This is a genomic window from Streptomyces sp. NPDC048331, assembly GCF_043201215.1.
Taxonomy (GTDB): domain Bacteria; phylum Actinomycetota; class Actinomycetes; order Streptomycetales; family Streptomycetaceae; genus Streptomyces.
The window spans coordinates 121,850-140,728 of record NZ_JBICYT010000007.1 but is presented as its reverse complement, the minus strand read 5'-3'; the positions used below and the strand labels follow the sequence as shown (position 1 = coordinate 140,728).

General features: G+C 70.6%; 19 protein-coding genes. 7 read left to right on the top strand and 12 right to left on the bottom strand.

Translation table 11 applies throughout. The features are described from left to right. The first annotated feature begins 30 nt into the window (after positions 1-30). From ACGFYY_RS13680 to ACGFYY_RS13660, 5 genes are all read left to right on the top strand, one after another. The gene (locus tag ACGFYY_RS13680) at positions 31-1,020 is read left to right on the top strand and encodes an ABC transporter ATP-binding protein (RefSeq protein ID WP_365264872.1); all 990 of its coding nucleotides are present in this window, start codon (positions 31-33) and stop codon (positions 1,018-1,020) included. Continuing rightward, the gene (locus tag ACGFYY_RS13675) at positions 1,010-1,897 is read left to right on the top strand and encodes an ABC transporter permease (RefSeq protein ID WP_030755524.1); all 888 of its coding nucleotides are present in this window, start codon (positions 1,010-1,012) and stop codon (positions 1,895-1,897) included. Before ACGFYY_RS13680 ends, ACGFYY_RS13675 begins: the two co-directional genes overlap by 11 nt. Then, on the top strand, positions 1,894-2,805 hold the full coding sequence (locus ACGFYY_RS13670) for an ABC transporter ATP-binding protein (RefSeq protein WP_365264875.1): 912 nt from the start codon (positions 1,894-1,896) through the stop codon (positions 2,803-2,805). Before ACGFYY_RS13675 ends, ACGFYY_RS13670 begins: the two co-directional genes overlap by 4 nt. Before the next feature lie 15 nt (positions 2,806-2,820). Beyond that, positions 2,821-3,540 (top strand): ABC transporter permease, encoded by a 720-nt coding sequence (locus tag ACGFYY_RS13665; RefSeq protein WP_365264877.1) that lies wholly within the window; start codon positions 2,821-2,823, stop codon positions 3,538-3,540. A gap of 83 nt (positions 3,541-3,623) precedes the next feature. Continuing rightward, positions 3,624-4,259 (top strand): rhomboid-like protein, encoded by a 636-nt coding sequence (locus ACGFYY_RS13660; RefSeq protein WP_393709123.1) that lies wholly within the window; start codon positions 3,624-3,626, stop codon positions 4,257-4,259. Positions 4,260-4,278: 19 nt separating this feature from the next. Here the strand turns inward: ACGFYY_RS13660 and ACGFYY_RS13655 are convergent, their stop codons facing one another. Further along, positions 4,279-4,944 carry a response regulator gene (locus ACGFYY_RS13655; protein WP_393709121.1) on the bottom strand — a complete coding sequence of 222 codons (666 nt, stop codon included), beginning with the start codon at positions 4,942-4,944 and terminating at the stop codon, positions 4,279-4,281. A gap of 10 nt (positions 4,945-4,954) precedes the next feature. Next, positions 4,955-5,947, bottom strand: coding sequence for a sensor histidine kinase (locus ACGFYY_RS13650; protein ID WP_393709119.1), 993 nt, complete (start codon positions 5,945-5,947; stop codon positions 4,955-4,957). 161 nt (positions 5,948-6,108) lie between these two features. Between ACGFYY_RS13650 and ACGFYY_RS13645 the strand changes: the two genes are divergently transcribed. Beyond that, complete coding sequence (locus ACGFYY_RS13645; RefSeq protein WP_393709117.1) at positions 6,109-6,666, top strand: hypothetical protein; 558 nt, start codon at positions 6,109-6,111, stop codon at positions 6,664-6,666. Positions 6,667-6,805: 139 nt separating this feature from the next. Here the strand turns inward: ACGFYY_RS13645 and ACGFYY_RS13640 are convergent, their stop codons facing one another. From ACGFYY_RS13640 to ACGFYY_RS13600, 9 genes are all read right to left on the bottom strand, one after another. Continuing rightward, a complete protein-coding gene (locus ACGFYY_RS13640; protein ID WP_393709115.1) occupies positions 6,806-7,621 on the bottom strand; it encodes an HAD family hydrolase in 816 nt (271 codons plus the stop codon). Beyond that, the gene (serS, locus tag ACGFYY_RS13635) at positions 7,618-8,895 is read right to left on the bottom strand and encodes a serine--tRNA ligase (protein WP_365264888.1); all 1,278 of its coding nucleotides are present in this window, start codon (positions 8,893-8,895) and stop codon (positions 7,618-7,620) included. The genes ACGFYY_RS13640 and serS overlap by 4 nt, the downstream gene beginning before the upstream one ends. Before the next feature lie 527 nt (positions 8,896-9,422). Further along, the gene (pheA, locus tag ACGFYY_RS13630; RefSeq protein ID WP_109779336.1) at positions 9,423-10,358 is read right to left on the bottom strand and encodes a prephenate dehydratase; all 936 of its coding nucleotides are present in this window, start codon (positions 10,356-10,358) and stop codon (positions 9,423-9,425) included. 42 nt (positions 10,359-10,400) lie between these two features. Next, positions 10,401-11,678: an iron uptake transporter deferrochelatase/peroxidase subunit gene (gene efeB / locus ACGFYY_RS13625; RefSeq protein WP_393709112.1), complete on the bottom strand. Its 1,278-nt coding sequence runs from the start codon at positions 11,676-11,678 to the stop codon at positions 10,401-10,403. 5 nt (positions 11,679-11,683) lie between these two features. Beyond that, a complete protein-coding gene (locus ACGFYY_RS13620; RefSeq protein WP_393709110.1) occupies positions 11,684-13,756 on the bottom strand; it encodes a copper resistance protein CopC in 2,073 nt (690 codons plus the stop codon). A gap of 20 nt (positions 13,757-13,776) precedes the next feature. Continuing rightward, a complete protein-coding gene (locus ACGFYY_RS13615; RefSeq protein WP_365264896.1) occupies positions 13,777-14,256 on the bottom strand; it encodes a copper chaperone PCu(A)C in 480 nt (159 codons plus the stop codon). Further along, positions 14,253-14,906, bottom strand: coding sequence for an SCO family protein (locus ACGFYY_RS13610; protein ID WP_393709107.1), 654 nt, complete (start codon positions 14,904-14,906; stop codon positions 14,253-14,255). Before ACGFYY_RS13610 ends, ACGFYY_RS13615 begins: the two co-directional genes overlap by 4 nt. A gap of 69 nt (positions 14,907-14,975) precedes the next feature. Beyond that, the gene (locus ACGFYY_RS13605; protein ID WP_393709105.1) at positions 14,976-15,701 is read right to left on the bottom strand and encodes a YcnI family protein; all 726 of its coding nucleotides are present in this window, start codon (positions 15,699-15,701) and stop codon (positions 14,976-14,978) included. A 108-nt stretch (positions 15,702-15,809) separates the two neighbouring features. After that, positions 15,810-16,652, bottom strand: a complete 843-nt coding sequence (locus ACGFYY_RS13600) for a hypothetical protein (protein ID WP_393709103.1) — start codon at positions 16,650-16,652, stop codon at positions 15,810-15,812. A gap of 210 nt (positions 16,653-16,862) precedes the next feature. Between ACGFYY_RS13600 and ACGFYY_RS13595 the strand changes: the two genes are divergently transcribed. Then, a complete protein-coding gene (locus ACGFYY_RS13595; RefSeq protein WP_365264904.1) occupies positions 16,863-17,306 on the top strand; it encodes an ATP-binding protein in 444 nt (147 codons plus the stop codon). Between the two features lie 96 nt (positions 17,307-17,402). Here ACGFYY_RS13595 and ACGFYY_RS13590 read toward each other — a convergent pair whose 3' ends face one another. After that, positions 17,403-18,869 (bottom strand): aminopeptidase P family protein, encoded by a 1,467-nt coding sequence (locus ACGFYY_RS13590; RefSeq protein WP_393709101.1) that lies wholly within the window; start codon positions 18,867-18,869, stop codon positions 17,403-17,405. Positions 18,870-18,879 lie beyond the last annotated feature (10 nt).

The window sequence follows — 18,879 nt, the reverse complement described above, 5'->3', positions numbered from 1 at the left end:
CGCGAGAGCTACGCCACTAACGTCGAACCCGTGACTGTCATCGCGACCGAAAGCCTGAGCAAGCGGTACCCCCGAGTGACCGCCCTCGACCGGCTCTCCCTGGACATCGGGCCTGGTGTGACCGGCCTCGTGGGTGCCAACGGAGCCGGCAAGTCCACGCTGATCAAGATTCTGCTGGGACTGTCCCCCGCCACCGAGGGCAGCGCCGCCGTGCTCGGCCTCGACGTCCACACGCATGGCAGCGCCATCCGTGAACGCGTCGGCTACATGCCCGAGCACGACTGCCTGCCACCCGACGTCTCGGCCACCGAGTTCGTCGTCCACATGGCGCGCATGTCCGGGCTGCCGCCGACCGCGGCCCGCGAGCGCACCGCCGACACCCTGCGCCACGTCGGACTGTACGAGGAGCGCTACCGCCCCATCGGCGGCTACTCCACCGGCATGAAGCAGCGCGTCAAGCTCGCCCAAGCCCTCGTCCACGACCCCCAGCTGGTGCTCCTCGACGAGCCGACCAACGGCCTGGACCCGGTCGGCCGCGACGAGATGCTCGGCCTGATCCGCCGGATCTACACCGACTTCGGCATCTCAGTCCTGGTCACCTCCCACCTCCTCGGTGAGCTGGAGCGGACCTGCGACCACGTGGTCGTCGTCGACGGCGGCAAGCTGCTGCGTTCCAGTTCCACCAGCGACTTCACCCAGATCACCACGACCCTCGCGGTCGAGGTCACCGACTCCGACACCCACCCGGACGGCGCCGCCGCCCTGCGCAAGGCGCTCACCGAGGCCGGGGTCACCCTGCACGTCGGCGAGGAGCAGGGCCTGCCCGGGGCCGGTCACATCCTCCTCGTCGAGGCCACCGGCGAGGAGACGTACGACACCGTCCGCGACACCGTCGCCGACCTGGGCATCGGCCTGGTCCGCATGGAGCAGCGCCGTCACCACATCGCGGAGGTCTTCCGCGACAACGACCAGCCCTCGCCCACCGTCCAGCAGAAGGGAGCCGGTTCCGATGGCGCCTGACACCTCGACCCAGATCCACAACATCGGCTACCGGTCCTACGACGGACCCCGGCTCGGCCGCGCCTACGCCCGCAAGTCGCTGTTCTCGCAGTCCCTGCGCGGTGCCTACGGACTCGGCCGCTCCGCCAAGTCCAAGGTCCTCCCGATGCTTCTCTTCGCGGTGATGTGCGTACCCGCGCTGATCATCGTCGCGGTCGCCATCGCGGTACCCGGCTCCACCGACCTGCCGATCAAGTACACGACGTACGCGTTGACCACCCAGGTGATCATCGGCCTCTTCCTGGCGTCGCAGGCCCCGCAGTCGGTCTCGCGCGACCTGCGCTTCAAGACGGTGCCGCTCTACTTCTCGCGGCCCATCGAACGCGTCGACTACGTGGTGGCCAAGTACGCGGCCATGGCCTCGGCCCTGTTCATCCTCACCGCGACCCCGCTGTTGATCATGTGGATCGGCTCGCTCCTCGCGAAGTTCGACTTCGCCCATCAGACCAAGGGATTCGGGCAGGGACTCGTGTCGGTTCTGCTGCTGTCGCTGCTCTTCGCGGGCCTCGGCCTGGTCATGGCCGCGCTCACCCCGCGTCGCGGGTTCGGCGTCGCCGCGATCATCGCGGTGCTGCTGATCCCGTTCGGCGCGGTGACCGCGGTCCAGGGGATCTCCTACAGCACCGGGAACACCGGGGCCATCGAGTGGATGGGCCTGTTCTCCCCGATCACCCTCATCGACGGCGTACAGACCGCGTTCCTGAACGCGACCTCCGCCTTCCCCGGCGGCGAGGGCCCCTCGGCCGGTGTCGGCGTGGTCTACCTGCTCGTCGCCCTCGGCCTCATCGTCGGCTCCTACGCCGCCCTGATGGCCCGCTACCGGAAGGCCGGGCTGTGACCACCATCGACATCGACCACACCTCCCGCTGGTTCGGGAACGTCGTAGCCGTCAACGACGTGACCATGACCATCGGCCCCGGTGTCACCGGCCTCCTGGGCCCCAACGGTGCCGGGAAATCCACCCTCATCAACATGATGGGCGGGTTCCTCGCTCCCTCCACGGGCACCGTCACCCTCGACGGCGCGCCGATCTGGCAGAACGAGCAGGTCTACAAGCAGATCGGTGTCGTGCCCGAGCGCGAGGCCATGTACGACTTCCTCACGGGCCGGGAGTTCGTGGTCGCCAATGCCGAACTCCACGGCCTGGACGACGCGGCCGCCCAGCGGGCGCTCGCCACCGTCGAGATGGAGTACGCCCAGGACCGCAAGATCTCCACGTACTCCAAGGGCATGCGCCAGCGCGTGAAGATGGCCTCGGCCCTCGTCCACGACCCGGCCGTGCTGCTCCTCGACGAGCCGTTCAACGGCATGGACCCGCGCCAGCGCATGCAGCTCATGGACCTGCTGCGGCGCATGGGCGACTCGGGACGCACCGTCCTGTTCTCCTCCCACATCCTGGAGGAGGTCGAGCAGCTCGCCTCGCACATCGAGGTGGTCGTGGCCGGCCGGCACGCCGCCTCCGGCGACTTCCGCAAGATCCGCCGCCTGATGACGGACCGTCCGCACCGGTACCTCATCCGCTCCTCCGACGACCGGGCCCTCGCCGCGGCCCTGATCGCGGATCCCTCCACCGCCGGCATCGAGGTCGACCTCAAGGAAGGCGCGCTGCGCATCCAGGCCGTCGACTTCGGCCGCTTCACCGAGCTGCTGCCCCGCGTGGCCCGGGAACACGGCATCCGGCTGCTGACGGTCTCGCCCTCCGACGAGTCCCTCGAGTCGGTCTTCTCCTACCTCGTCGCGGCCTGAAAGGAGCTGGCACCCATGTACGAACCCACCGTTGCCCGGCTCACCTACCGGGCCCTGCTCGGCCGACGCCGCGCGCTGATCCTCCTGGCGCTGCCCGCGCTGCTGATCGTCATCGCCCTCGTCGTCCGTGCCTTCGTCGGCGTGGACGACAAGGTCGCGGCCGACCTCCTCGGCGGCTTCGCCCTCGCGACCATGGTCCCGCTGATCGGCGTCATCGCCGGCACCGGAGCCATCGGCCCCGAGATCGACGACGGCTCCATCGTCTACCTGCTCGCCAAGCCGGTGAAGCGCCCGAAGATCATCATGACCAAGCTGATCGTGGCGATCGCCGTCACGATGGTCTTCTCCGCGATCCCCACCCTGATCGCCGGATACATCCTCAACGGCAACGGCCAGCAGATCGCCGTCGCCTACACGATCGCCGCCCTCGTGGCCTCGATCGCCTACAGCGCGCTGTTCCTGCTGCTCGGCACCGTCAGCCGGCACGCGGTCGTCTTCGGACTGGTCTACGCCCTGATCTGGGAGTCGCTCTTCGGCAGCCTGGTCTCCGGGGCCAAGACGCTCAGTGTCCAGCAGTGGGCCCTGTCCGTCGCGGAGAAGGTCGCCGGGAACGGGTACGTCGACGCCACCGTCGGTCTGCCCACCGCCGTGATCCTGCTCTGCGCGGTCACCGTGAGCGCCACCGTCTACGCGGGCCAGAAGCTGCGCCGCCTCACCCTGGCGGGCGAGGAGTAGGTCCCACCGCAGCGCTTTCGAACCTGTGCCCCGCCCGGCCCACCGGCCAGGCGGGGCACAGGTTCGCGCGGCATCATCGGTGCATGGTCGCGCACACCGAGCCGGAGCCGTCCAGGCCGCTGCGGTCCTGGATACGCTCCTCGCCCGGAACGCACATCTGGCTTCTGATCATCGCCGTCACCAGCGTCATCGTCGCGGTCGCACCCGACCGCGTCGACAGCGTCCTGCTCCACCGCAACAGCAGCAACATCAACCAGCTCGTCAAGTACCCCGTCCGGGCGCTCGTCAGCAGTGCCTTCTGGATCGCGAACCCGGCCTCGCTCGCCCTCTACGCCGTGCTCTTCGAGGTGTTCCACGCCCCCGTCGAACGCTGGCTCGGCACCCTGCGCTGGCTCCTGATCGTCGCGACCGCCCATATCGTCGCCACGCTGGTCAGCCAGAAGATCCTCCTGACGGCCATCCAGGACCACCGGGCCCCGCACAGCATGACCCACGTCGTCGACATCGGCGTCAGCTACGGGCTCGCGGCCTCCATCGGCGTCCTCACCTACCGGCTCCGCAGCCCCTGGAGATGGCTCTACCTGGCCGGAGCGGTCGCCTTCTTCGGGATGCCCCTGGTCACCGGCGGCACCTTCACGGACCTCGGCCACGCCATCGCGCTCTCCGTCGGCCTGCTCTCCTGGCCGCTGACCCGCAACGTCGTTTCACGTGAAACATGAGCGGGACGCGGGACCGCCCTCACGGGATGTCGTGGGGGTCCGCGTGTGAATCCGGCGTGGCGACGCCGTGCTCCCATGCCCAGGCGGCGATTCCCACCCGGTTCCGGACCCCCAGCTTGGCCTGGACGTTCGCGATGTGGGTCTTGGCCGTCCCCGCGCTGATGAACAGCTCGGCGCCGATCTCGGCGTTGGTGAACCCCCGCGCCACCAGACGCACGATCTCCACCTCCCGCTCCGTCAGCGGATGCGTCGCGGGACGGGCGACCGGACCCGCCTGCGCCAGGCGGCTCAGCAGCCGCACCGTGATCTGCGGACTGATCAGGGTGTCCCCCGCCATCGCCGCCCGGACCCCCTCGATCAGCAGCGTCGGCCCGGACCGCTTCAGCAGAAAGCCGCAGGCGCCGTTGCGCAGCGCGGTGTGCACGTACTCGTCCAGGTCGAAGGTGGTCACCACCACCACCCGTGTCCGCGGCGCCAGCAGCCGGGTCACCTCCAGCCCGTCGAGCCGCGGCATCCGGATGTCCGCGAGCACCACATCGGGCCGCAGTTCTCGGGCCAGCGCCACCGCACTCTCCCCGTCCGCGGCCTCCCCCACCACGGTCATGTCCGGCTGTGAGTCCAGGATCAACCGGAAACCGCTGCGGATGTCATCTTGGTCGTCGGCTATCAGGATGCGTGTGGTCACGTCGCCATGATCACCCGAGGGTGCGTCCCTGGGCCGGGAAAACAGCGCGAACCCGCCACCCTCCGTCGGCGCTCGCGCCGGCCCGCAGTGTCCCGCCCGCCGCCTCCACCCTGCCGCGCAGACCGGCCAGCCCCGTTCCGCTCCGCCGCCGCACCGGTCCCCGCAGTCCGCCCGCGCCCCGGGCCGGTGCGGAGTTGGCCACGCTCAGCTCGATGCCATCCGCGACCCGGTGCAGGCGCACCCGTACGATCGCCGCCCCGGGCGCGTGCCGGCGTACGTTCGTCAAGGCCTCCACGGCCACCCGGTACGCGGTGGTGTCCGCCTCCCGCGACAAGTCCCGGACCGCCGTGGGATCGGCGTCCAGTACACCGCCCTCGAACCGCTCCACCAGTCCGGGCAGCTCCGAGGTCCCCGGGACCGAGGCGGACCGCACGCCGGCCGCCTCGCGCAGCGCGTGCACCGTTCGGTCCATCGAGGCGAGCGCGCCGAGCCCCGCCGCCTCGATCCGCTCCAGCGCCCGGACCGCCTGCTCGGGGTCCTGGTCCGCCACGAACCTGGCTGCCTGGGCCTGCACCACGATGGCGCTCACGTCGTGCGCCACGAAGTCGTGCAGGTCCCGGGCCAGTTCCAGCTGCTGGTCCCGTCGGCCGTCCCGGACGGCCCGGCGCATCCGGCTCGCCTGACGGCGCAGGTGTCCCCCGGCCGCCAGGGCCCCGAGCGCGGGCACCGCCCAGAACGCCGCCGCCCCGCAGATCTCCAGCCACGACGCCGTCCCCCACATCAGAGGTACCGGCCACAGCGCGACGGCCGCCACGCCCAGCGACGCCGCGGCGGCCCCCGGACGCGCCGGAGACCAGCGCGCCACCAGAGCCAGCAGCGGCAGCAGGAGACCGGACCAGAGCAGTGCCCACCCCGCCGGTACCCCCAGGAACGCGGCGAAGAGGCCGCCGGCCGACCCGGCAGCCAGCAACGGGGCATAGAACGCACGCGTGTTCACGGTCATGGGGCGACCCTACGAGCGCTGACGGGGGCGGAGCATCTGCCGTTCGGCAGAGCCGGCCCCCGCGCCGCCACCACGGGCCTGCTGATCGGTCGATGGTCCCGGCAGGCCGGCCCGACCAGGCTTGAGTCATCACCGACCGCCTCACGAAAAGGACTTGGACGATGGCCACGCTCACTGCCGCCCCCGCCTCGCCGAGCGCCCCGACCGCCCCGACCGCCCCCGCTGTCAGCCGGCCGATCCGCTGGGCCGCACACGCGGCCGCCCTCACCCTCGCCCCGAGCGGTCTGTGGAGGCTGGCCATCGCGGTCGGCATACCCGTCGGCTGGGGCGTCGGCAGCGGACTGGAAGCCGAGCTCTTCCCGGGCAAGTGGTCCTTCTACCTGGTGGCCCTCAGTCTCTTCGCCGAAGGCCTCGGCCTCCTCACCCTCGGCCTCGTGCAGCGCTGGGGCGAGGTGGTGCCGAGCTGGATCCCCTGGCTGCGCGGTCGCCGGATCCCGCCCCTCGCGGCCGTCGTACCGGCTGTTCTCGGAGCCGTCGCCGTCACCCTGGTCACCGTCTCGGCCTCCTTCCACTGGAGCACGAGCATGGAGGCACCGGGAGCGCCCACGGGAGCCGGCTGGTGGCTCATGACCCTCTGCTACGCCCCGCTGGTGCTCTGGGGGCCGCTCCTCGGGGTCGTCACCGTCGCCTACTGGCGCCGCCGTCGGCTGCACGGCTGATGCGCGGAAATTCGCTGGTAAGGGACCTGCGCCCGGTGCAGAGTGAGTGGTGCGGGGAGCAACAAAAGGTCCGGGGCAGCCACTTCGAGCGCGCCTTGCGGCGCGGGCTGTCCCGGACCTCTCTTCTCCGTCGTGCGCGTTACGCGGCGCCCAGCAGACGCTCCAGCACCACCGCGATGCCGTCCTCGTCGTTGGAGGTCGTCACCTCGTCGGCCACGGCCTTGAGCTCGGCATGGGCATGGGCCATCGCCACTCCGTGCGCGGCCCAGCCGAACATCGGGATGTCGTTCGGCATGTCACCGAAGGCGATCGTCTCCGCCGCCTTCACCTTCAGCCGGCGCGCGGCCAGCGACAGGCCCGTGGCCTTGGTCAGACCCAACGGCAGGATCTCGACTATGCCGGGACCCGCCATGACGATGTCGACCAGGCTGCCCACCGTTTCCCGGGCCACCTTGACGAGCGCGTCGTCGTCCAGCTCCGGGTGCTGGATGTAGAGCTTGTTCAGCGGAGCCGTCCAGAGCGCCTTGGCATCCTCCAGGTAGCGGGCCGGGAGGCCGCCTTCCTGCACCTGGTACCCGGGCCCGAACAGGACCTCGCCGTCCACCCCGTCCCGGCTCGCGGCCAGGGCCAGCGGGCCGATCTCGGCCTCCAGCTTCGACAGCGCCAGACCGGCCAGCTGCCGGTCCAGCGTCACCGAGGTCAGCAGTCGGTGCGCACCCGCGTCGTAGACCTGCGCGCCCTGCCCGCACACGGCGATCCCCTTGTAGCCGAGATCGTCCAGTACGTGCCGGGTCCAGGGCACGGCCCGACCGGTGACGACGATGTGCGCCGCGCCCGCTGCGGTGGCCGCGACGAGCGCTTCACGGGTGCGTTCCGAGACGGTGTCGTCGCTACGCAGCAGCGTGCCGTCGAGATCGGTCGCGACGAGCTTGTACGGGAACGGGGCCGGGCTCACTTGGCGATCGGCTCCAGGACCTCGCGGCCGCCGAGGTAGGGGCGGAGCACCTGCGGCACTCGTACCGAACCGTCGGGCTGCTGGTGGTTCTCGAGGATCGCGACGATCGTGCGCGGCACGGCGCACAGCGTGCCGTTCAGCGTGGACAGCGGCTGGGTCTTCTTGCCGTCGCGGTAGCGGATCGACAGGCGACGGGCCTGGAAGCTGTCGCAGTTCGAGGCCGAGGTCAGCTCGCGGTACTTGCCCTGGGTGGGGATCCACGCCTCGCAGTCGAACTTGCGCGAGGCGGAGGCTCCGAGGTCACCGGTGGCGACGTCGATCACCTGGAACGGCAGCTCCAGCCCGGTCAGCCACTGCTTCTCCCATTCCAGGAGCCGCTGGTGCTCGGCCTCGGCCTCCTCCGGCGCGACGTAGGAGAACATCTCGACCTTGTCGAACTGGTGGACGCGGAAGATGCCGCGGGTGTCCTTGCCGTACGTGCCGGCCTCGCGGCGGAAGCACGGGGAGAAGCCGGCGTACCGCAGCGGCAGCTTCTCGGCGTCGATGATCTCGTCCATGTGGTACGCGGCGAGGGGGACCTCGGAGGTGCCGACCAGGTAGTAGTCGTCCTTCTCCAGGTGGTACACGTTCTCGGCGGCCTGGCCGAGGAAGCCGGTGCCCTCCATGGCGCGCGGGCGGACCAGGGCGGGGGTCAGCATGGGGATGAAGCCGGCCTCGGTGGCCTGCGCGATGGCCGCGTTGACCAGCGCCAGCTCCAGGAGGGCGCCCACACCGGTCAGGTAGTAGAAGCGCGAGCCCGACACCTTGGCGCCGCGCTCGACGTCGATGGCACCCAGCAGCTCGCCGAGTTCCAGGTGGTCCTTGGGCTCGAAGCCCTCGGCGGCGAAATCACGGATGGTGCCGTGCGTCTCCAGGACGGTGAAGTCCTCTTCGCCGCCGACCGGAACGTCCTCGTGAACGATGTTGCCGAGCTGGAGGAGAAGGCGCTTGGCGGCTTCGTCGGCCTCGTTCTGCTCGGCCTCGGCGCCCTTGACGTCCTGCTTGAGCTGCTCGGCCTTCTTCAGCAGCTCCGCCCGCTCCTCCGGAGAGGCCTTCGGAATGAGCTTGCCGAGCGACTTCTGCTCATTGCGCAGTTCGTCGAAGCGCATGCCGGAGGACCTGCGGCGCTCGTCGGCGGAGAGCAGCGCGTCGACGAGTTCGACGTCCTCTCCACGGGCGCGCTGCGAGGCGCGGACACGGTCAGGGTCTTCACGGAGCAGCCGGAGGTCAATCACCCCTCCAGGCTACCGGGCCGGGCTTCCTGGGATCACACCGATATCACGCTGCGTGTCGCTATGTCCTAATTGCGGCGAATGGATAAGTCTCGCCGGCTGACCGGAAGTGGCCCTTCTCGAAGCGTCAATAAAAGCGGCCCATTCCCTGAAAAGGGGCAGAATGCCGACGGTCGGACGCGCCCTGAGCAGGGGCCGGAGGGGCTTCTTGTCCACAGGAATTGCCGTGATCCGCAGCTTATCCACAGGCTGTGCGCTGCCTCTGTGGACACAGGAATAGATCATTCCTGATCGGTGGGTGGTCGAGACGAATCAAGGTTCAAACCACCCTCACACACTCATTCGGGTGGGAATGCCTCGCCCCAAAGAGTTGATCGGTGATGCGGAGGTGACACCGTTCACCTGCCGCTCCCCAGAGCGAAACCTGAGCCACCCGGGCGATTTGTCGACCTTGTCGCGCCGTTCTGTCGACTTGTCCCCAGGTCCCCATCTCTGCCTGTGGATAACTCTGTGGACAGTGGACGGCGGTGCTACGCCCGCCCGTCGAGGCAACGCCCCAGCCAGTCGGAGGCGGCCGTGAAGTCACCGTCCGAGGTCCCGTGCCGAGGAGCCCGGACATCACTCTGAGCGACACCGGCGCGCGGGTAGGAACCGAGGAAGCGGACCTGGGGGCAGGTCCGTTTGAGGCCCATCAGCGCCTCGCTGACCCGTCGGTCGGAGATGTGGCCCTCGGCGTCGACGGCGAAGCAGTAGTTGCCGATGCCCTGTCCGGTCGGACGGGACTGGATCAGCATCAGGTTCACCCCACGGACCGCGAACTCCTGAAGGAGCTCCAGCAGCGCACCGGGGTGGTCGTCGCCGAGCCACAGCACGACGGAGGTCTTGTCCGCGCCGGTCGGTGCGGCCGGCCGGGCGGGGCGTCCGACCAGGACGAACCGGGTCTCGGCGTTCTCCGCGTCGTGGATCTCGGTCACCAGCGGAACGAGCCCGTAGGTGGCGGCGGCGAACTCACCCGCGAAGGCGGCGTCGAAGCGGCCCTCTTGGACCAGCCGGGCGCCGTCGGCGTTCGAGGCGGCCGACTCCCACACCGCGTCGGGCAGGTTCGCCCGCAGCCAGTTCCGCACCTGCGGCTGGGCGACCGGGTGCCCGGTGACGGTCTTGACGTCCGACAGGGCGGTGCCGGGCCGCACGAGCAGCGCGAAGGTGATGGGAAGCAGCACCTCGCGGTAGATCATCAGCGGTTCGCCCGAGGCCAGCTCGTCGAGGGTGGCGGTGACTCCGCCCTCCACCGAGTTCTCGATCGGGACGAGGGCAGCGGCCGCCTCACCGTTGCGCACGGCGTCCAGGGCGGCCGGGACCGACACCATCGGGACGAGTTCGCGGGTCGCGGCTTCCGGCAGGGTGCGCAGGGCGGCCTCGGTGAAGGTGCCCTCGGGACCGAGATACGTGAAGCGGGTGGCTGACATGCGATCAGCCTAATGCCGGGGTGCCGCCCGCCGGATCGCTGTTCATCCTTCGAGCAGCCGCTGCCCCACGTACTCGCCGCTGCGGGGGCCGGGCGGAACCGCGTACAGGCCGCTGGACTCGTGCCGGATGAACTGCGACAGCGCGTCGCCGCGGTCGAGCTTGCGCTGAACGGGTACGAATCCGCGCAGCGGATCGGCCTGCCAGCAGACGAAGAGGAGCCCGGCGTCGGGAGCGCCGTCGGGACCGATCCCGTCGTGGAAGGAGAAGGGCCGCCGCAGCATGGCGGCCCCGCCGTTCTGCTCGGGGGCGGAGATCCGGGCGTGCGCGTTGGCCGGGATGACGGGCTTCCCGTCGGCTCCGAGCTTGTCGAGCGCCATCTCAGTGGTCTCGCCGCCGCCGGTCAGAGGGGCGCCCGTGGCCTTCGTACGCCCGATGACCTGCTCCTGCTGCGCGAGGGACTGCTTGTCCCAGTCGTCGAGGAGCATCCGGATGCGGCGGACGACGGCGTACGAGCCTCCGGCCATCCAGGCGTGCTCGGCGGGGCCGGGGCCGCTCCCGGGCACGAAGATCCGCTTGTCGAAGTCGGGCTCCGAGCGCTTCGGGTTGCCGGTGCCGTCGATCTGGCCCATCAGGTTGCGGGCGGTCATCGGGGTGCCGGTGGCGCCGGGAGACCGGTTGAAGCCGTTCATCTGCCAGCGGACGCGGGCGGCCTCCCCGGCGTCCTTCTGCAGGGCGCGCAGCGCGTGGAAGGCGACGAGGCCGTCGTCGGCGCCGATCTGGACCCACAGGTCGCCGTTGCTGCGCTGGGCGTCCAGCCGGTCCGAGGAGAAGTCCGGCAGCGGGTCGAGGGCCGCCGGACGGCGTGCGGTCAGGCCGGTGCGCTCGAAGAAGGAGTGGCCGAAGCCGAAGGTGACGGTGAGGGAGGACGGTCCCGCGTCCAGCGCGATCCCGCTGTCCGAGGTCGAGGCGGGCTCGCCCGCCATCAGCCGCCGGGCGGTGTCGGACCAGCGTCGCAGCAGCGCGGCGGCCTCCGTACGGCTCGCCCCGGCGGTGAGGTCGAAGGCGACGAGATGCCCCTTGGCCTGCAGCGGGGTGGTGATGCCGGCCTGGTGGTCTCCGTCGAAGGCGACCTGGGTGGCCCCGAGGGAGGCCAGACTGCCGGCCGCTCCGTGGGCGGAGCCGCTCCCGGAGCCGTCCAGTGCGGAGTTCGCCAGGGCGCCGACGGTGCCGCCGAGGGCGATCCCGACGGCGCCCGCGGCACCGACGGTACCCAGCAGCCTGCGTCGGGAGATCTCGATGTCGGGGTTGGTCTCGGTCACGCTGGTCAGCCGATCTTCACAGTCTTCTGGACGGTGGTCTGGTCGATGTCGGAGGTGCGGACGGTCACGTCGATGCGCCATTCACCCGCGAGCGGCAGTTGGACGCCGGAAGCGGTCCAGTGTCCGGGGGCGGCCCTCTCGGGGACGAGCGGCAGGGGGCCGATGTCCTTGGCGGGGAGGGTGAAGGCGACCTTGACCTCGGGGAGGTCGAAGGGGGTGCCGTCGGCGGATTCGGACCACAGGTGCAGGGTGTTCGCGCCGACCCGTCCCGGGTCGAGTTCGAGTCGGACGGACCCCCTGCCGTTCGGGCCGCCGGTGTCGAAAGGCAGGGTGATCTTGACGGCGCGGTCGGGTACGGCGGTGGTGGTGGAAGCGCGGCCCGCTTCCTGTTCCACGGTCCGTCCGGGCTCGGTGCCGGTGAGCACGGTGGTGACGGCCAGCAGGATCACGGCGATGGCCGCTTCGGCGAGGACGGAGCGGCGCAGGCCGGCGCGCTCCGGGTCGGCGTTTCGAACCCGCTTCTCCCGCGCGCTTTCGCGTGCGGCCCGCTGCCGGGCGAGCTGGGCGGCCCGCTTCGGGTCCGTGGGGACGGCCACGGGCTCTGTTTCACGTGAAACACCGGAGGAGCTTTCGGAGACGGCACCCGGCGCGGTTTCACGTGAAACATCATCGGCGGTCGGCCCCACGGCCACCCGGGCCGCTACGGCGACCTCGTCGTCCGTGGAGGCCTCGGCGAGCCGTGCGGTCCACTTGCGGGACACGTAGGCGATGCCGAGGAGAACGGCGACCAGGCCGACCTTCAGGAGCAGCAACTGCCCGTAGTCGGTGCCGGTGAGGGCGGACCAGCTGCCGAGCTGGCGCCAGGACTGGTAGACGCCGGTGACGGCGAGTACCAGGACGCTGACGAACGCGACCCGGGAGAAGCGCCGGACGGCAGCGCGCTCGATCTTGGGGACCTTGTGCAGGGCGACGAGCAGCGCGGCGAGACCGCCGAGCCACGTGGCGACGGCCATCAGGTGCAGGATGTCCGCGGGCATGGCGATACCGGGCTGGACACCGGTGGAGGCGTGCTCGGAGAGGGCCCACGTAGCGGCGATACCGCCGGCCACGACGGCTCCGCCTATGGCCAACCCGAAGGTGAGATCGCTGGTGTCGTCCGGCCTGTCGATCTCATCGGCCTCGGCGGACCCGTCGGCCTGGTCGGACCCGTCGGCCTGGTCGGCCCCGTCGGACTCATCGGGTCCGGAGCCGGCCACACGGCGTGCGTAGACACCGAAGAGGACCGCGACGAACAGGGCGGCAGCCCCCAGCAGGAGAAGCCTGGAGACGAGCGAGGCCCCGGTCTTGGTCTGCAGGACGGCCCGGAGCCCGTCGAGGTCGAACACGTCGGAGAAGTTCCCGGACCCGGTGTACGGGGTCCGCAGCACCAGCATGGCGAGGGTGGCCGCGGTCAGGGTGACCCAGGCGCGCACGACGAGCTTCTGGAGCGGTCGTTCGGCGGCGCCCCGGCGCCAGCACAGCAGGATGAAGGCGGCGCCGCCCACAAGGACGGTGAACCCGGCGTAGGCGGCGTAGCGGGCGATCCCGTAGGCGATGCCGACGGGGCCGCCGCCGGCCCGCGTGGTGGGCAGGGAGACATCGGTGGCCGAAGGTGCGCCGATGGAGAAGGTGAAGGCGCCGGAGATCGGATGGCTGTCGGCCGAGACGGCCTGCCAGGCGACGGTGTAGGTGCCGTTCGGCAGTCCGGCGTGCAGGGCGGTGCCGTAGCGGACGATGCTCCCGCTGCACATGTCGCGCAGCTCGCCGGTGTCCACGCGTTTGCCCTGGGGGTCCAGGACGCGGATCGAGTCGTCGCCCATGGCGACCTGCTCCGAGAAGGAGAGAGTGACCTGGGCGGGCGCCGTGGCGACCACCGCCCCGTCCTTGGGGTCGCTCGCGGTGAGTGCGGCGTGCGCCGTGGCCGGTGAGGCCGCGGTGAACAGGGCTGCCAGCAGGGCCGCGAGGACCAGCGCGAGCCGCGGCAGGAATGCCGTGGCACGGACGCGGGCCGTGGAGGGGGCGGGGACGGTGGCCGTCATGGCGTGAGCTCCTCGGTCCGTCAGTGGTGGTTGCCGGATGTGGCCGCCGGAGCCTGGGCGTTGTACGTCCGGTCCTTCACGTCCAGCTCGACCTTGACCGGACCGGCCTTCTCGAAGCGGAGCTCGACGCTGACCTTGTCGCCGACCTTGGGAGTGCTCTTGAGGCCCATGAACATGATGTGGTTGCCGCCGCGCTCCAGCCGGAGCTCGCCGTTCGCCGGCACGTCCATCGACTGGACCTGCTGCATCTTCTGGTCCTTGGTCTCGTGGATCTGAAGATCGTCGGAGAGCGAGGAGGTGGCGCCGGTGAGCTTGTCGGCGGTCTCGGAGCCGTTCTTGATGACCAGGAACCCGCCGGCCATCTTGTCGTTCACGGGTTCGGGCATGAAGGCGCCGCTGACGGTCATCTTCGGCTCGGCCTCGCCCGCGCAGCCGGATATGGCGAGCAGTGCCGTCAGGGAGAGGGCGGCGGCGAGGGAGCGGGTGGTGCGGGCGTTCACGGGTTCTCCCCCTTGATCAGCTTCGGCAGGTCCTTGGTGTAGTCGTCGACGGTGGTGCCCTCGCCGTAGAGGACGTAACCCTCGTCGGTCTTGGGCGAGAACGCGATGACCTGGGCGCCGTGCATGGAGACGACGTCGCCGTCGGCGTCCTTCGTCGCGGGGTCGATGCCGATGCCGAGCGTGCGCGCGGCGGCCTGGATGGTGGCGAAGTCCCCGGTGAGTCCGACGAAGGACGGGTCCTGCGACTTGAGCCACGCGGCGAGGGACTCGGGAGTGTCCCGCTCGGGGTCGGTGGTGACGAAGACGACCCGGAGGTTGTCCTGGTCGGCCTTGGGGAGCGCCTTCTTGGCGACCGCGATGTTGCTCATCGTCAGCGGGCACACGTCGGGGCAGTTGGTGTAGCCGAAGTAGATCAGCGTGGGCTTGCCCTTGGTCTGCTCACGCAGGTTCCACGGCTTGCCGGTGGTGTCCGTGAGGACGAGCTCCGGCTTGGTGAAGGGGCGGTCCAGGAGGGTCGCGGCCTTGTCGGTGCTCTGACCGCCGGAGATCTGGGTGACCCCGCCGGGCTTGGCGGACTCACCGCCGCAGGCGGTCAGGGTGAGTACGGCCGCCGCGAGCAGCGCGGCGACCGTCACACGTGTGGTGCGCATGAAGAAATGTCCCTGGGATCGGGGGTGCTACGGACGTTTCGGAACGACGGCGCCGATGGGCGCGGCAGGTCAGGCGGAGCGGCGGCGCGAGGCGATGCCGAAGGCGACACCGCCGAGCCCGACGACGATGCCGGCGATGCCGAGGACGCGCGCGGTGGTGTCGGAGCCGTGTTCGGCGGTGGCTTTGGCGTGGCCGTGTTCGGCGTCCTTGTCGGCGTTCTTCGGCTCGTCGGCCTTCGCACCGCTGTCGTGGTGGTCGTCGCCCTTGGGGGCGGTCAGCTTCAGGACGGGCGCGGGGGTCTGCGGCTCCGCGGCGCCGTCCTTGGCCTCCTCGATCCAGCGGACGATCTCGCCGTTGTCGTACGTCTGGATGGACTTGAAGACCATCTGGTCGACGTTCTCGGGCAGCTTGCCCACGGAGAGCGGGAACTGCTGGAACTTGCCGGGCTCGATCTTGCCGCCGGACCAGGTCACCTTGGTGACGGCCTTGGTGATCTGCTTGCCGTGCACGGTGAGCGGCTTGTCGAGGTCGCTCGTCTCGACCTTCACGGTCCAGCCGGGAACGTCCTGCGGCATGACGGAGCTGAGCGGCTGGTCGATCGGGAAGTTGACCTCCAGCTGGGTGGTCGACGCGTTGTCCCGCTCGTTGGGGACCTTGAAGTTGATCGTCGCGTAGCCGCCCTTGGCCGCCTCACCGGCGGGCTGCACGCCGACGTGGGCGAAGGCGGGGCCGGAGAGGACGAGGACGGCACCGGCGGCGATGGCGGCGGCGATGGAGACGCGAGAGGTCTTCATGACAGGAACACTCCACGGAAGCGGTGGTGGCGGTTGCTCCGGGCACGGGCGCGCACGGAGTTCGCGGCACCGGTGTCCCGCCGGGTGTCCGGGAAGGAGGGTGCCGCGTCAGGCTGCGAGGGCGAGTGCCATGGGTGGGCCGCGCCGGATCACCGTGTGCTGCAGTGCTTCCCGCCCCGTGTGGCGGGCGGGGTCGGACCCGGTCCGCAGGCCCTGCGGGGTACGGGGGGCCGCGCTCGGGAGCCCGGCGCCGAGGGCGCGTACGAGGACGAGGGCGGCGCGCAGCGGACGTATCGGAGCGGCTCCGGCGGAGCGACGGGACAGCTCGACCAGCCGGAAGAGCGCGGCGTCTCCGCGACCGAGCAGCCAGCCCGCGGCGAGCGCGGCCAGCAGGTGGCCCGCCAGCATGGCCGGGCTGAACAGGCCGGTCGCGGGGGCCATGGTGACGGCCTGGGCCACGTGCGCGTGCGCTTCGTGTCCCTGTGCCACGACCTGCCCGGTCTGAGCGGCCTGTGCCGTCTGCTCGGCCAGGGCGGCCGGGTTCAGGCCCGCGGCTTCCAGGATCTGCCGGGCGTCGGCCGCGCTGAGCGGTACGGAGTTGCCCCCGCAGACCAGCCGTGCGGCGAGCTCGGCGAGCGAGGCGTCGGCGGTGCCCGCCGGTGCCTGCGCGGCCGCGGCGCTGTGCTGGCCGAGGCCGAACATCGCGTGCAGGCCGAGTTGTCCCGCGGCGAGCGAGGCGGCGATGCCCGGCAGCGTGCGCCGACGGCCGGCGAGCGCGGCGGCGACCGCGAAGACGGCGACGAAGCCGAAGCACAGGGACCACCAGGGCACGGTGGCGCAGGACGCCAGGGCGTGCCCGATCGCGGACAGCACGACACAGACCGCGGTGAACACCGCGGCCCGGATCAGTCGGAGGCCGGCTCCGGCATGCGTCGCGTGGGGGTCGGACATGGCCGGGCCATCATCGCACTGGACCCGGGCCCCTCATACGGCAGGTCCGGAAGGTCCGCATGAGTCCTGTGTGCGAGGCGCGTTCGGGACCGCCGGGTGCGGCCGTATACACCGCTCCCCGGGAGAGCCGCATCGGCCGGACGGGCGTATTGAGGTGTCGGACGGTCGCAGAGCGCTTACGCCCCCTCGCGGGCGGCAATACGTAACCGTATGAGCATCTGGTGGTCTCTCCACTTGAGGCGCGAAGCCGCGAGCGTGCCGCTCGCCCGGCGGCTGCTGCTGGGGACGATGGAGACCGCGGGGGTGGACCCTGACATCTCCTTCGAACTCTCGGTGGCACTGAGCGAGGCGTGTGCGAACGCGGTGGAGCACGGCGGAGGTGGCGAAATCCCGGACGATACCGAGGCGTACCACGTCACGGCCTATCTGGACGGGGATTGCTGCCGCATCGAGGTGACCGATTCCGGTCCGGGGTTCCCGCCCGCGACGGTGGCCCGCCGCAGACCCTCCCTGGCCGAACACGGCCGGGGCCTGCACCTGATCGCCGAACTCGCCGACCACGTCCGCTTCCGCAACCGGCCGGGCCGCGGTGCGGTGGTGAGCTTCGACAAGATGCTGAAGTGGCGCGACGACGCGCTCCTGAAGGTGTCGTAGACGTCGTGGATGCCGTAGGTGTCCCGGGTGTCCTGGGAACGCCGATGGGCGGGACCCGTGGAGGAGTCCCGCCCATCGGTGCGCGACGCGCGGGCGTCAGCCCTTCAGGCGCGCCATCCAGGCCTCGACGTCGGTCGAGGTGCGGGGCAGACCCGCGGAGAGGTTCCTGTTGCCGTCCTCGGTGACGAGGATGTCGTCCTCGATCCGGACGCCGATCCCGCGGTACTCCTCGGGCACGGTCAGGTCGTCGGCCTGGAAGTACAGACCGGGCTCGACGGTGAGGCACATGCCCGGCTCCAGGGTGCCTTCGACATACGCCTCGGTGCGCGCGGCGGCGCAGTCGTGGACGTCCATGCCGAGCATGTGGCCGGTGCCGTGCAGGGTCCAGCGGCGCTGCAGGCCCAGCTCTAGGACCCGCTCGACCGGGCCCTCCAGCAGGCCCCACTCGACGAGCTTCTCGGCCAGCACGTGCTGGGAGGCGTCGTGGAAGTCGCGGAACTTCGCACCCGGCTTCACCGCGGCGATGCCGGCTTCCTGGGACTCGTAGACCGCGTCGTAGATCTTGCGCTGGATGTCGGTGTACGTGCCGTTGATCGGCAGGGTGCGCGTGACATCGGCGGTGTAGAGGGAGTGGGTCTCCACGCCGGCGTCGAGCAGCAGCAGGTCACCGGAGCGGACGTCGCCGTCGTTGCGGACCCAGTGCAGGGTGCACGCGTGCGGGCCGGCGGCGCAGATGGAGCCGTAACCGATGTCGTTGCCCTCGACGCGGGCACGCAGGAAGAAGGTGCCCTCGATGTAGCGCTCGGAGGTGGCCTCCGCCTTGTCGAGGACCTTCACGACGTCCTCGAAGCCGCGGACGGTGGAGTCGACGGCCTTCTGCAGTTCGCCGATCTCGAACGTGTCCTTCACTGCGCGGGCCTCGGAGAGGTAGACGCGCAGTTCCTCGTCGCGCTCCTTGGTCACCTTGTCGGTGAGGGCGGACTCGATCACCGAGTCGTGCCCGCGCACCGCGCGGACGGGACCCTCGGCCTCGGTGAGGGCCTCGGCCAGCTCGCGGACGTCCTTCGCGGGGATGCCCAGGAGCTGCTCGGCCTCGGTGAGGGAGTGGCGGCGGCCGACCCACAGCTCGCCCTGGCCGGACAGCCAGAACTCGCCGTTCTCGCGGTCGGAGCGCGGCAGCAGGTAGATGGTGGCGGTGTGCCCGGCCGGCCCGCTGGGCTCCATGACCAGGACGCCGTTCTCGGTCTGGTCGCCGGTGAGGTACGCGTACTCGGTCGAGGCCCGGAAGGGGTACTCGGTGTCGTTCGAGCGGGTCTTCAGGCGGCCCGCGGGGACGACGAGACGCTCACCGGGGAAGCGCCGGGACAGCGCGTCGCGGCGGGCGAGGGTGTGCGTGGCCTGGGCGATGGGCTCCAGCCCGTGCAACTCGGTGTCGGCCCAGCCACTGCGCATGTTCTCGGCGAGCTCGTCGCTGACGCCCGGGTACAGACCGTTCTTGCGCTGCTTGTGCGTCTTCTTGGGCTGCTCTTCTTCCGGGGTCTCCGGGGTGAGCTCGTCAGCCACGTCTTCTCCT

Coding starts and splice junctions, on each gene's coding strand:
- pheA (WP_109779336.1), bottom strand. CDS start 10,358: ATGTCAGCCACCCGCTTCACGTATCTCGGTCCCGAGGGCACCTTCACC.
- ACGFYY_RS13605 (WP_393709105.1), bottom strand. CDS start 15,701: ATGAAGACCTCTCGCGTCTCCATCGCCGCCGCCATCGCCGCCGGTGCC.
- ACGFYY_RS13660 (WP_393709123.1), top strand. CDS start 3,624: ATGGTCGCGCACACCGAGCCGGAGCCGTCCAGGCCGCTGCGGTCCTGG.
- ACGFYY_RS13595 (WP_365264904.1), top strand. CDS start 16,863: ATGAGCATCTGGTGGTCTCTCCACTTGAGGCGCGAAGCCGCGAGCGTG.
- ACGFYY_RS13620 (WP_393709110.1), bottom strand. CDS start 13,756: ATGACGGCCACCGTCCCCGCCCCCTCCACGGCCCGCGTCCGTGCCACG.
- ACGFYY_RS13600 (WP_393709103.1), bottom strand. CDS start 16,652: ATGTCCGACCCCCACGCGACGCATGCCGGAGCCGGCCTCCGACTGATC.
- ACGFYY_RS13675 (WP_030755524.1), top strand. CDS start 1,010: ATGGCGCCTGACACCTCGACCCAGATCCACAACATCGGCTACCGGTCC.
- ACGFYY_RS13665 (WP_365264877.1), top strand. CDS start 2,821: ATGTACGAACCCACCGTTGCCCGGCTCACCTACCGGGCCCTGCTCGGC.
- ACGFYY_RS13645 (WP_393709117.1), top strand. CDS start 6,109: ATGGCCACGCTCACTGCCGCCCCCGCCTCGCCGAGCGCCCCGACCGCC.
- ACGFYY_RS13610 (WP_393709107.1), bottom strand. CDS start 14,906: ATGCGCACCACACGTGTGACGGTCGCCGCGCTGCTCGCGGCGGCCGTA.
- ACGFYY_RS13650 (WP_393709119.1), bottom strand. CDS start 5,947: ATGACCGTGAACACGCGTGCGTTCTATGCCCCGTTGCTGGCTGCCGGG.